Genomic DNA, 13098 nt, shown 5'->3' on the forward strand with positions numbered 1-13098 from the left:
CCAATCTCAACAGTTTATTTGCCTTTGCTCAGAGTGTAAAATCAAATTTGTAACCCAAATGGTAAGTTTACCAGGCTTGCTACAAATCATGGAGAATGACAGTGCAGAACTACATCAGTTGGTATCAGGATCTTGGCATGCAGGATGTTGGTCAGGTGGGAGGCAAAAATGCGTCCTTGGGGGAAATGATCAGCAATCTCGCCAATGCCGGTGTGCAGGTACCCGGTGGTTTTGCCACCACTGCCGATGCGTTTAATGAGTTTTTGGAGCAAAGCGGTTTAAATGAGCGCATTTATCAGCGCCTCGACAGCCTGAATATCGATGATGTCCAGGCCCTGGCGGTCGCTGGTGCCGAAATTCGCCAATGGATTATCGATACCCCTTTTCATGCCGCCTTTGAGCAAGCCATTCGCGCGGCATATTTGCAACTGCATCCCGATGAGCAGCAAGATATCTCTTTTGCCGTGCGCTCGTCTGCCACCGCCGAAGACATGCCGGATGCATCTTTTGCCGGTCAGCAAGAAACCTTTTTGAATGTCCGTGGCTACGATGCCGTTATTGTTGCCATTAAGCATGTCTTTGCTTCTTTGTTTAATGACAGAGCCATTTCGTATCGGGTGCATCAGGGCTACGATCACCGCGGCGTTGCCTTATCGGCTGGCGTCCAGCGGATGGTGCGCTCCGATTGTGCATCCTCTGGCGTGATGTTTACGCTGGATACCGAGTCTGGCTTTGACGATGTGGTCTTTGTTACCTCGTCCTTTGGCCTGGGGGAGATGGTGGTGCAGGGCGCGGTCAACCCCGATGAGTTCTATGTGCACAAACCAACGCTGTTGGCGGGCCGTCCAGCGGTGGTCAAGCGCAACCTCGGCAGCAAACTGGTGCAGATGGTGTACTCGAGCGAGCAAGGCCATGGCAAGCAGGTACTGGTTGAAGATGTACCGGCCGAGCAGCGCCGGCACTTTTCGTTGACCGACTCCGAAATCGAGCAACTGGCTCATCAGGCCATCATCATTGAGCAGCATTACCAACGGCCGATGGACATCGAATGGGCCAAAGATGGCGTCGATGGTCAGCTGTACATTGTGCAAGCGCGTCCGGAAACCGTGCGCAGTCGCGAAGACCAAACCCGGCTGGAGCGTTTTCAGTTGAATGAAAGCGGCCCCCTGTTGGTGGAAGGTCGGGCCATTGGTCAGCGCATTGGCTCGGGCGTTGCCCGGGTGCTGGCGGGCATCGAGCAGATGGATCAGATTCAGCCGGGCGATGTGCTGGTAACCGACATGACGGATCCGGATTGGGAGCCGATTATGAAACGGGCCTCAGCCATTGTCACCAACCGCGGTGGTCGCACCTGCCATGCCGCCATCATTGCCCGTGAGCTGGGCATTCCGGCCGTAGTCGGTTGCGGCGATGCCACCGATAAAATCGCCGATGGCGCCGAAGTGACCGTCTCCTGTGCCGAGGGCGACACCGGCTTTGTCTATCAGGGCTTACTGGACTTTAAACGGGTGCAAACCAGCGTCGACAGCATGCCGGATTTGGCGATGAAGGTGATGATGAATGTTGGCAACCCGGAGCGGGCCTTTGCCTTTTCCAGGCTGCCCAATGCAGGTGTCGGCCTGGCCCGGTTGGAGTTTATTATCAACCGGATGATAGGGGTCCACCCCAAGGCCCTGATCAACTACCAGCAACAAGATGCCGACACCAAAGCCAGCATCGATCAGGTGATCGCCGGCTACAGCAGCCCGACCGAGTTCTACATTGCCAAGCTGACCGAAGGCATTGCGACCTTGGCCTGTGCCTTTGCGCCGGAAAAGGTCATTGTGCGGATGTCCGACTTTAAATCCAATGAGTACGCCAACTTAATTGGCGGACGCCGCTACGAGCCGCACGAAGAAAACCCGATGATTGGTTTCCGTGGGGCGTCGCGCTACATTTCCGAGGATTTCCGTGATTGCTTTGCACTGGAAGTCGAAGCCTTGAAGCGGGTTCGCAACAGCATGGGCTTTACCAACATTGAGGTGATGATTCCTTTTGTTCGCACTTTAGAAGAAGCCAAGGCAGTGACGGAGCTGTTAGCCGCACACGGCCTGAAACGGGGCGACAATGGTCTGCGCTTGATCATGATGTGTGAATTGCCTTCCAATGCGCTGCTGGCGAAAGAGTTTTTGCAGTACTTTGATGGTTTTTCCATTGGCTCGAACGATTTAACTCAGTTGACCCTGGGGCTGGACAGAGACAGCGGCTTGATTGCCCATCTGTTTGATGAGCGCAACCCTGCTATTAAGCAGCTGTTGTCGATGGCGATCCGCGCCTGTAAAGCCGAGGGCAAGTACGTTGGCATTTGCGGTCAGGGGCCATCCGATCACGATGATTTTGCTGCCTGGTTGATGGAGGAGGGCATCGACAGTGTGTCCTTGAACCCGGATACCGTGGTGGAAACCTGGCTTTATCTGGCCGACAAATACGGCAATTAAAGCTAAGTCTTCGTTTTCAGGGCGCTTTAAGCGCCCTGACTTTTGATGGAACTGGTACAAAGGCCGGTTCTGTGGCAGAGTAAGGCTCAGTACGACCCCGGCTGTTTGGTTTTTTGGTGCAGCCGGATCCATAACAATAATCACTGTTTTCAGGGGAATCTCATGGAAGCTTTCGTCAGCTCAGTCAATGGCGTCATTTGGAGTGATGCCTTGATTTATTTGTGTCTTGGGGCCGGGCTTTTTTACTCGGTCCTGACGCGCTTTGCTCAGGTCCGCCATTTTAAAGAAATGTGCAAGTTGCTCTTTAGTGGCAACGCCTCCTCCAAAGGGATCTCATCCTTTCAAGCTCTGGCGGTCTCGTTATCGGGGCGGGTCGGGGTTGGTAACATTGCCGGTGTCGCTGCCGCTATCGGTTTTGGTGGCCCGGGCGCCATTTTCTGGATGTGGGTGGTGGCCTTTTTAGGTGCCAGCACCGCCTATGCCGAATCAACGCTGGGTCAAATCTACAAAGTAGAGGAAGATGGCCAGTACCGCGGTGGTCCGGCCTATTATTTTGAGCGCTGTCTGGGCCAAAAATGGTTGGCGGTGCTGTTTGCACTTTCGGCCATCATTGCCTGCGGTGTTTTCTTGCCAGGTGTGCAGGCCAATGCGGTTGGCAACGCTTTCACGCAGGTCTTTGGCGATGGCAACATGGTGGTGACCAGCTTTGGTGAAGTCGGTACCAATAAATTGGTTGCCCTTGCGGTGATTCTGATTGTATTGGCTTTCATCATTTTTGGTGGTATCAAGCGCATTGCCAACTTCACCCAAATCGTGGTGCCCTTTATGGCACTGGGCTACATTGTGATGGCCTTGATCATTGTGTTTTTAAACATGGACAAGGTGCCCGGCATTTTTGCTCTGATCATCAGCGATGCCTTCACGGCGCAAGCAGGCTTCGGTGCTGCCATTGGCTGGGGCGTGAAGCGGGGGATCTACTCCAATGAAGCCGGCCAGGGCACTGGGCCCCATGCGGCCTCTGCCGCCGAGGTGGACCACCCGGCACAGCAAGGTTTGGTGCAGGCCTTTTCGGTCTATGTCGATACCTTGTTCGTTTGTACCGCCACCGCCTTGATGATCTTAATTACCCAACAATACAATGTGGTTGGTGAGCTGACCGATGGCAGCTTTATTGTGCAGAACATTGATGCAGCAACAGAAATCGGTTCGCCTGCCTTTACTCAGATGGCGCTGTTCAGTGTCTTTGGCAACTTTGGTCAGGGCTTTGTCGGTGTGGCCTTGTTCTTCTTCGCCTTTACCACCATTCTGGCGTACTACTACATCGCTGAAACCAATGTGGCCTACCTGAACCGTTACTTTAAGTTCAACATCCCTCTGGTGCTGGTAAAAATTGTGATTATGGCGATGGTGTCCTACGGCATGGTCAATGCGGCCGGTTACATCTGGGACATTGGCGATATTGGCGTCGGTCTGATGGCTTGGATCAACATTGTCGGTATCCTGGCGATTTTCTTTGTCGCCAAACCGGCTATTTTGTGCCTGCGTGATTACGAGCAGCAGCAAAAAGCGGGTGGCGATATCACCTTCGATCCGGTCAAACTGGGTATTAAAAATGCGACCTTCTGGGAGCAGCGACTGGCCAAGCGTCAGCAAGCCGCTAAGAGTGCTGCCGAACAGCCGGATGCGAAAACCAGCGAGTCCTGATAGCTGACAAGGACCCACAAAAAAGCCCCTGCAAATCAGGGGCTTTTTTTATAACCCATTGCTTTTTCGGTCGTGGTCCTAATCAACCCCAATAAAACCACCGGTTTGATGTGCCCACAGCTGCGCATAGATGCCGCCACTGGCAATCAGCTCACTATGGCTGCCTTGTTCAACAATCTTGCCGGCGTCCAGCACAATCAAACGGTCCATGGCGGCAATGGTGGACAAGCGGTGGGCAATGGCAATGACGGTTTTGCCTGCCATAAGTTTGTTCAGACTGGCCTGAATGGCGGCTTCAACTTCGGAGTCCAGTGCCGAGGTGGCCTCGTCCAGAATCAGGATGGGCGCATTTTTCAGCAGCACCCGGGCAATGGCGATGCGCTGACGTTGGCCACCGGATAACTTGACACCACGCTCGCCTACTTGAGCATCCAGCCCGACATTGCCCTTGGGATCGGTCAGTTCAGCAATAAAGTCCAATGCCTCAGCTTGCTCGGCCGCGCGCAGAATGTCCTGCTCGCTGGCGTCGGGTTTGCCATAACTGATGTTGTCCCGCACCGAACGATGCAGTAAGGAGGTATCCTGAGTCACCATGGCGATCTGCTGCCTTAAACTGTCCTGTCGCAGCTGCCGGATATCCTGGCCGTCGATGAGAATCTGGCCAGATTCCAGATCGTAAAAACGCAGCAACAGGTTAACCAGGGTGGACTTACCGGCACCGGAACGGCCAACCAGGCCCACTTTTTCGCCCGGCGCTATTTTCAGGTCCAGTTGGTCCAACACCGCTGGCCGGCTGCTGCTATCGGCGACTTTGTCGTAGTTAAAACTTACTTGTTTAAATTCAATGCTGCCGGCAGTAACCTGCAAATCTGCTGCATTTGGGCTGTCCTGCACCGAAGCTGGCTGTGCCAGGGTAGCGACGCCATCGGCGACTGTACCGATGTTTTCGAACAAGCTGCTGACTTCCCACATGATCCATTGCGCCATGCCGTTTAACCGCAATGCCAGACTAACGGCAATGGCGATGGCGCCGACACTGATGGCACTTAAGCTCCACAGCCAGATTGACAAGGCCGCAATGCAAAATACCAACAGGTAGTTCAGGCTTTGCACCGAGACATTAAGCCAGGTAGCCAAGCGCATTTGTTGGTACACCGGCTTTAAAAAAATTGCCATGCTGTCTTTGGCGTAGCTTTCTTCACGCTGCGTGTGCGAAAACAACTTCACGGTGGCAATGTTGGTATAGCTGTCAACGATGCGGCCGGTCATTTCGGAGCGGGCATCCGCCTGGCGGCTGGCAACGTCTTTTAAGCGGGGGACAAAGTAAAACTGCAAACCAATGTAGCAAGCCAGCCAGACCAGCATCGGTAACATCAGTCGTGGATCGGAGGCGGCGACGAAATACAGCATGGCGCCAAAGTACACCAGCACATAGACCATCACATTCAGCAGTTTCATTACGGTTTCACGCACGGCCAGAGATGTTTGCATTACCTTGGTGGCAATGCGGCCGGCAAAATCATTCTGGTAAAAGCTCAGGCTTTGGCGCAGCAAATAGCGGTGCGATAGCCAGCGGATGGACATTGGATAATTGCCCAATAAGGTTTGATGCACCACCGCAGAATGCAAAAAAGCCAGCAGCGGCAGTAAAATGACAGTGACGGCTGCCATCCACAACAAGGTGCGCCCTTCCTGCTGCAACAAAGTTTCGGGCTCTTGCCCCACCAGAAAGTCCACCAACTGCCCCATAAAACTAAACAGCATCACTTCCAGCACGGCGGTGACTGCCGACAGCAGCGCCATTACCAGCAAGGAGACTTCCATGCCCCGGGTGTAATGACGGCAGAAAGCCACCAGGCCTTTAGGCGGTTGCTGCGGCTCTTGCGGTGGAAAAGGGCGGGTCAGGCGTTCAAACCATCCAAGCATCGGGCTATTCTCTTACCAACTGGGCTCGCTATTTTAACGCAGTGGAGGATAAAAAGGGTCACTTTGTGCTAGTATAGCGCCGTTCGATTTTGTCTTGAGAGCTGACATGTCCCTGAAACTGGTTGCTTCTACCTTGTTACCGACTCCTTTTGCTGAATTTAAATTGCATGGCTTCGAAGCCCCGGATGGCAAAGAGCATGTGGCTTTGACGTTGGGCGATGTTAGCACTGACGAGCCGGTGTTGGCCCGGGTCCACTCCGAATGCCTGACTGGGGATGCACTATTCAGCCTGCGCTGCGATTGCGGACCGCAGTTGGAAGCTGCGATGCAAAAAATTGCCAAAGAGGGTCGCGGAGCCATTTTGTACCTGCGTCAGGAAGGACGCGGTATTGGCTTGATCAATAAAATTCGCGCCTATGCCGAGCAGGATAAAGGCCTGGATACCGTGGAAGCAAATGAAATTCTTGGTTTTTTGCCAGATATGCGCGAGTACGACATTGCGGTTGAAATGCTGCGCTTGCTGGGTATCGGCCAGTTGCGTTTGCTCACCAACAACCCGCGCAAATTGAAAGCGTTGCGCGAAGCCGGTGTCAATGTGTTAGAGCGGGTGCAACACCGGGTGAAAACCACGGCACACAGCCATCGCTACCTGGCGACCAAGGCGGCCAAACTGGGCCATATGCCTTAAGAGCAGCCGAAAGCCTTTCGGGTGTTAATAAAAGCCCGCAGTTGATGGTATACTGCGGGTCACCATCCGAACTGATAACGCTTGCATTATGATCCCAAATTTTGCTCCTGAAGCCGCACTGGATCCCAGTGTCCGCGCTTTTTGTCAGGCCTTGCGCACCGCTGGCTTTGCCGGCGATATCGAAACCAGCTATGGCAGTCGGCTGGCGGTTGCCACCGATAACAGCGTCTATCAAAGCTTGCCTCAGGCGGTGTTGCTGCCAAAGCACAGCGAGGATGTGGTGCTGTTGACCAGCCTGGCGCAAACCTCCAGCTTTCGTCATTTAAAGTTCAGCCCGCGCGGTGGTGGCACCGGCACCAATGGCCAATCCCTGACCGAGCATCTGGTGGTTGATTTGTCCCGCCATTTGCGCGCTATTTTGGAAATCAATGTTGAAGAGCGTTGGGTGCGGGTGCAAAGTGGTGTCATTAAAGATCAGCTTAATGCCTTTCTGAAGCCATACGGCTTCTTTTTTGCACCAGACTTATCCACATCGAACCGGGCCACCATTGGCGGCATGATCAACACCGATGCCTCCGGTCAGGGCTCCTTGGTCTACGGTAAAACCAGCGATCACACCCTGGCTCTGACCACCGTCTTGATGGACGGCTCGGTGCTGAAAACCAGCAAGGAGCCGGTGGTGGAAGCCGAGAAAAAGGCCAGTCAGGGGGGGACCATTGGCCAGATCTATCGTCAGGTGCTGACCAGCTGCCGCGATTTTCGGCCGCAGATTTTGCAAACCTTTCCCCGTTTAAACCGCTTTTTAACCGGCTACGATCTGGAGCATGTGTTCAATGACGATCTGACCGAGTTTGATTTGTCACGCATTATTACCGGCTCTGAAGGCTCTTTGGGCTTTGTTACCGAAGCCAAACTGTCGATTACGCCGATAGCGCGCCACAAATGCCTGCTGAACATCAAGTACGACAGCTTTGAAAGCGCGCTGCGCAATGCCCCATTTTTGGTGGCAGCGCAAGCGACCTCGGTCGAAACGGTCGACAGTAAGGTGCTGGATCTGGCACGCAACGACATTATCTGGCAGCAGGTAGAAGAGCTCATCACCGATGTCCCTGGCAAAACCATGCAGGGGCTCAATATGGTGGAGTACAACAGCGAAGATCAGGCCGATATAGAGCAGAAAATTGCCGCCTTGACCGAGCGGCTGGATGCTGCCATGGCCAACGGCGAGCACGGAATTATCGGCTATCAGCTGACCTACGACACCACGGCCATTGGCCATATTTACGCCATGCGCAAAAAAGCGGTCGGTTTGCTTGGCAATACGCCAGGCAGCCAGAAGCCGATTGCCTTTGCCGAGGATACGGCGGTTCCGCCTGAAAAACTGGCCGACTTTATACTGGAATTTCGCCGGCTGCTCGATGCACAGGGCCTGCATTATGGCATGTTTGGTCATGTTGATGCCGGTGTTTTGCATGTACGGCCGGCTTTAGACCTGTGCGATCCTGAGCAGGAAAAACTCATGCGCAGCATCTCCGATCAGGTGGTGGCCCTAACCGCCAAATACGGCGGTTTGATGTGGGGTGAGCATGGCAAAGGCTACCGCAGTGAATACGGGCCGGAATTTTTCGGCGAGACGCTGTTTAATGAACTGCGCAAGATAAAAGGGGCCTTTGATCCTTACAACAGAGTCAATCCCGGTAAAATTTGCACGCCACTGCAAAGTGCCGACAGCCTGGTCAGTGTCGATGGCCCGAAACGGGCCTGGTTTGACCGGCAAATTCCGGTGGCGGTGAAGGAAAGCTTTGACAGCAGCCTTAACTGCAATGGCAATGGCTTGTGCTTTAATTTTGATGCCAACTCGCCGATGTGCCCGTCCAGCAAGGTCACTAAGGATCGCCGCCACAGCCCGAAAGGACGGGCCGGGCTGATGCGCGAATGGTTGCGGTTGGCCGAAGTGCAGGGGGTGGATATCCTGGCCACGGAGCAACGTTTGCAGCACGGGGCGGCTGGTGTCAACTTTTGGCAGCGACTCAAGAACAGCTGGGCCGCGAGGCAGGGGGAAGCCGACTTTTCGCACGAGGTGAAAGAGGCGATGGATGGCTGCCTGGCGTGCAAAGCCTGCGCCAGCCAGTGTCCTATCAATGTCGATGTGCCTTCGTTTCGTGCCCGCTTTTTGCAGTTGTACCATGGCCGCTACCTGCGACCGGCTAAAGACTACATTGTGGCCAACATCGAGCGGACGGCGCCCTGGCTGGCGAAAGCACCAGCGCTGGTCAATTGGTTTTTACGTCGCAATTGGGTACAGCGCTCATTAGCCGCCACCGTCGGTTATGTCGATACGCCGCTGTTGTCTGAGCCCAGCCTTGCCAACCGCTTGCAGCAGCGATATACCTTTGACCTGAACCGTTTGCAGCAAGCAAACGCTGATGAGCGTTCCCGCATGGTGCTGTTGGTGCAGGATCCATTTACCAGCTTCTACGAAGCCGAATTGGTGGAAGATGCACTGAGTCTGCTGGAAAAGTTGGGCAAAACCCCGATGCTGCTGCCATTTTTGCCCAATGGCAAACCCCAGCATGTGAAAGGTTTTTTACGCGATTTTGTCAAAACAGCCAGCAAAGCGTCCGACTTTTTGAACCAGCTGCATCAATTTGAAGTGCCCATGCTGGGGCTGGATGCCTCGCTGGTGCTGGTGTACCGCGATGAGTACCGAAAGTTGCTTGGCGACAAGCGTGGCAACTACCAGGTCGATTTGTTCCATGAGTGGTTGGCTCAGCAACCTATTCCAACGGCAAAACAGCAGGGCAGCTTTGCCTTGTTGGCGCATTGCACCGAGAAAACGGCACTGCCCAAGACCGAGCAGAGCTGGCAGCAGATTTTTAGCCAAGCCGGTTTGGAATTAAAGCCTGTCTCTGTTGGCTGCTGCGGCATGGCGGGAACTTATGGTCACGAACAGCAAAACCTGGAAAACAGCAAAGCTTTGTTTGCCATGAGCTGGCAAGCGCCGTTGCAGCAGTTTGGCGTTGATCAGGTGTTGGTCACTGGCTTTTCGTGTCGTAGCCAGGTCAAGCGACTGGCCGGCTCTAAGCCGAAACATCCGCTGCAGCAGCTGTTGCAAGCGATTGGTTGAATTTTGAACATCATGGTATTTTCACCTATACTAAAACAGTAATAGAGTATGTACCGGGCAGTCTCAGGCCGGTGAGGGGGCCAGATGATCAGCGCAACCAATTCGGTGACTTCTGCAGCTTTTGCAGAGCTGAAACAGCAAATGGCACTGCGGGTTGCCGAACAAGCTGAGCGCGAAGCCGAGCAGCTGAAAACACAAGCCGATGAAAAGCGTAAAGAAGCGCGGGATATGGCGCAAACCGCCCGTGAGTTGGAGCTGGAGTCTGGTCAGGCGCAAAACCGCGCTGAACTGGCCCGGTCCAGCTTGCCACCAACCGAGTTGCTGGAACGGCTGGAACAGCAATTTAGTGGCATCATTCGTGCTTCAGAGCAGCCCGAGCAAGAAGAGGCTGAGCCTACCGGTAACCTGAACTTATTGGGTGAGCGCGTCGGTACCACCATCAATATTGAAGTCTGATACCCAAGTTGTGAATAACAAAAGCCTCCAGGTGGAGGCTTTTTTTCAAACAGGACTCAGCTTAGAAGCTGTAACGGCCCCGGACATACCAGTAACCCCCATTAATCCCCATAGGCGAGGTCTCAAAGTACTTTGCACCCAGAATGCGTTGCATGTCTGCAGGCAAACGCTCGGGTTTGGTGTCAAAGACATTCTGCGCACCGACTGCAACTGAAAATGCATCGTTGATCGCGTAATTGACCTCAACATCGAAGGTCACTTTTGCTGAAGCATCCACGTTCAGGCCATCAGAGTCAGCATGAACGCCCTGGAAGCTGCCAAAGTAGTTACCACGTACAAACATCGACACATCGTTCCATTGCTGATTCCAGCCCAGGGTTGCACGATGACGTGGCAAGTCTTTTTCCAAGCGTGACACCTTGAAAGCTCCGGTAATATCGGAAAACTTGGTGACTTCGGTTTTATTCCAGTTGTAGGCCAGGCTAAAGGTTGAGCGGCCATTCAGTAAGTTGGCACCGTAGTTCATCACCACATCCAGACCTGTAGTGCGGGTAGAGAAGTCGTTGGTATAGAACGAAATTAACGACAAAGAATCGACCCCACGAATGCCCGAAGCGCGTAGCTGCTCTTTTTCAGCCTCGGTAATGGGGATTTCAGCAGACTGACTGATTCGGTCATCCACATCAATGCGGTACATATCTGCGGTCATGAAAAAGTCAAAACCGGAGTAAACCACACCGAAAGCATAACTGGTTGAAGTTTCTGGAGTCAGTTCACTGGCACCAAAGAGTTGCGACACCGGATTGGTCGGGGATAACAGCGCGATATCCACCAGCTCGCCTTCGGCAACGGCAGTCCGGACATTACTGATATTGGCTTGACCCACTGTAGGGGCTCTAAAGCCGGTGCTGGTTGAGCCGCGAATGGCCAAATCATCGGTCAGACGGTATTGACCGGTCAACTTGTAATTGGTGGTGGTGCCAAAGGTTGCGTAGTTTTCATGCCGCAGCGCGAAACCAGCCAGGAAATGCTCGGTAAACTCGGCTTCAACATCCACATAGGCTGCCCAGTGATTCCGGGTATAGACACCGGCATCGTCTGGCTTAAAGCCTGGGAAACCATTGGAGCCAATGCTTAAACCATCATTAATGTAGGGACCAATTTCCCAGGAGGCGACATCACCGGCCACAATTTCAAAACTTTCCTGCGACCATTGCAAACCCCCGGCAACGGCTAAATCTTCATACAGACCGACCGGGACAAAGCGGTAAAAATCGGCATTAAAGTGCTTTTCCAACTGGATGTAACGGCCAGGCTCAAATTCTGTTGGTGTATCCGGGCCTAAGGAAGCATTGACGGTATTGACGATGCTAAAGCTGGACTCGCTGCGGCCAACAGTGGCACTGAAGTCGTACATGGTACCGGCTAAGAAGCCGGATAAAAATTCTCCTTTGGTGCCGCCAACCAGAGAAGTGTCGGTGATGCTGCCACCAAAGTTGGGGGTAAAGCCACCGGGGAACATGGAAAAGAAGGTAAAACAGTGCGCAGGTAAGTTTTGCACCTGACTGTTGACTGCGGTAAAGCTTGTATCATCCAAAGAGACCGTCGGGCAAGTGCCCAAAGCTGGATTGGTATTGGCAACAATCAGGGTTTCGCCACCATCGTTGGAGAAAACACCACCGCGGGTATAGGGATCACGGTAGTAAAAGCCACCGAGCACATCCCGATCCGAGTAATTACCAAATAAGTAAGCTTCATGGCCATTGCCTAAGTCCAGGCCTGCATTGGCAAAGATGGCAATGTCATCACTGATTTTTGGCGAGCCCCAGATTTGCACTGCTGGTTCCAGGATATTGGGGTTGCCATCGGCAATGTGTTGCAATGCATCGCCACGCTGCACACTGCGGCTGGTTGGGTCGGACGATTTGTACTGGGCGCTGACATTAAAAAAACCAGCATCCGTTAGCGGCATACCGATATTGGCACTGACTTCATTGGAGGTGCCATCGCCCTGATAGAATTCGCCGCGGCGCACTTCAATGTAGCCACCTTCGTCCCGGTCATTGAGTACAAAGTTAACCACACCGGCAATGGCATCCGAGCCGTATTGGGCCGCAGCGCCGTCCCGCAGAATTTCAATTTGTTTAATAGCAGAGCCAGGAATAGCCGAAATATCAGGGCCCTGAGCACCATCATTCAAACCGCCGCCCAGCATGGTAATCACCGCCGAGCGGTGGCGACGTTTGCCATTCACTAAGATAAGAGTACTGTCGGAAGACAAGCCTCGCAGGTTCATTGGGCGAATCAAGGTAGCGGCATCGCTGATCGGGTGGGAGTGAACATTCATCGATGGTACTGTGGTTGTCATCATATTCAGCATGTCGGTGCTGCCGGTTTTCATCAGCTCGTCGCCACCGATAATATCCACAGGTACTGGCGAGTCAGCCACTGAGCGGGGGGCTGAACGGCTACCGACTACGGCAATGCGCTCAACCCGCTCTTGTTGTGCTGCCTCCGCACTGTCATCGGCATCGGCCCAGACCGGACTGCTCAGGGCCAGGGTGGTCACGCCGGCTAGGGCGCAACGAATGCAAGTCGACAAACGACTGTAGTTTTTTGTTTTCATAGTTGTTCTTCCTGGTTTCATTGATTCATTGTTGTGATGTGGGCTTGTTATTGTTATTCCCGTAGTTAACATAGGTGATTTAAATTAACTTGTC

The 13098-nt window shown here is 53.5% G+C and carries 7 protein-coding genes; 5 read left to right on the forward strand and 2 right to left on the reverse strand.

Annotation, left to right across the window (positions count from 1 at the left end; genetic code table 11):
• Positions 1–101: 101 nt before the first annotated feature.
• Both ppsA and Q3O59_RS06460 read left to right on the forward strand, forming a co-directional pair.
• On the forward strand, positions 102–2477 hold the full coding sequence (gene ppsA, locus Q3O59_RS06455; RefSeq protein WP_305944791.1) for a phosphoenolpyruvate synthase: 2376 nt from the start codon (positions 102–104) through the stop codon (positions 2475–2477).
• Between the two features lie 162 nt (positions 2478–2639).
• Positions 2640–4181: an alanine/glycine:cation symporter family protein gene (locus Q3O59_RS06460; RefSeq protein ID WP_305944792.1), complete on the forward strand. Its 1542-nt coding sequence runs from the start codon at positions 2640–2642 to the stop codon at positions 4179–4181.
• 78 nt (positions 4182–4259) lie between these two features.
• Here the strand turns inward: Q3O59_RS06460 and Q3O59_RS06465 are convergent, their stop codons facing one another.
• Positions 4260–6107, reverse strand: coding sequence for an ABC transporter ATP-binding protein (locus tag Q3O59_RS06465; protein ID WP_305944793.1), 1848 nt, complete (start codon positions 6105–6107; stop codon positions 4260–4262).
• A gap of 106 nt (positions 6108–6213) precedes the next feature.
• Here Q3O59_RS06465 and ribA point away from each other — a divergent pair, with 106 nt between their 5' ends.
• The 3 genes from ribA (at position 6214) to Q3O59_RS06480 (ending at position 10378) form a co-directional block, all read left to right on the forward strand.
• On the forward strand, positions 6214–6795 hold the full coding sequence (gene ribA, locus Q3O59_RS06470; protein WP_305944794.1) for a GTP cyclohydrolase II: 582 nt from the start codon (positions 6214–6216) through the stop codon (positions 6793–6795).
• A gap of 88 nt (positions 6796–6883) precedes the next feature.
• On the forward strand, positions 6884–9922 hold the full coding sequence (gene ydiJ / locus Q3O59_RS06475; protein WP_305944795.1) for a D-2-hydroxyglutarate dehydrogenase YdiJ: 3039 nt from the start codon (positions 6884–6886) through the stop codon (positions 9920–9922).
• An 84-nt stretch (positions 9923–10006) separates the two neighbouring features.
• A complete protein-coding gene (locus Q3O59_RS06480) occupies positions 10007–10378 on the forward strand; it encodes a hypothetical protein (RefSeq protein WP_305944796.1) in 372 nt (123 codons plus the stop codon).
• Between the two features lie 61 nt (positions 10379–10439).
• Here Q3O59_RS06480 and Q3O59_RS06485 read toward each other — a convergent pair whose 3' ends face one another.
• Positions 10440–13004 (reverse strand): TonB-dependent receptor plug domain-containing protein, encoded by a 2565-nt coding sequence (locus tag Q3O59_RS06485; protein ID WP_305944797.1) that lies wholly within the window; start codon positions 13002–13004, stop codon positions 10440–10442.
• Positions 13005–13098 lie beyond the last annotated feature (94 nt).

Source organism: Alkalimonas delamerensis (genome assembly GCF_030717955.1).
GTDB lineage: Bacteria > Pseudomonadota > Gammaproteobacteria > Enterobacterales > Alteromonadaceae > Alkalimonas > Alkalimonas delamerensis.

Coding starts and splice junctions, on each gene's coding strand:
- Q3O59_RS06460 (WP_305944792.1), top strand. CDS start 2,640: ATGGAAGCTTTCGTCAGCTCAGTCAATGGCGTCATTTGGAGTGATGCC.
- Q3O59_RS06465 (WP_305944793.1), bottom strand. CDS start 6,107: ATGCTTGGATGGTTTGAACGCCTGACCCGCCCTTTTCCACCGCAAGAG.
- ribA (WP_305944794.1), top strand. CDS start 6,214: ATGTCCCTGAAACTGGTTGCTTCTACCTTGTTACCGACTCCTTTTGCT.
- ydiJ (WP_305944795.1), top strand. CDS start 6,884: ATGATCCCAAATTTTGCTCCTGAAGCCGCACTGGATCCCAGTGTCCGC.
- Q3O59_RS06480 (WP_305944796.1), top strand. CDS start 10,007: ATGATCAGCGCAACCAATTCGGTGACTTCTGCAGCTTTTGCAGAGCTG.
- Q3O59_RS06485 (WP_305944797.1), bottom strand. CDS start 13,004: ATGAAAACAAAAAACTACAGTCGTTTGTCGACTTGCATTCGTTGCGCC.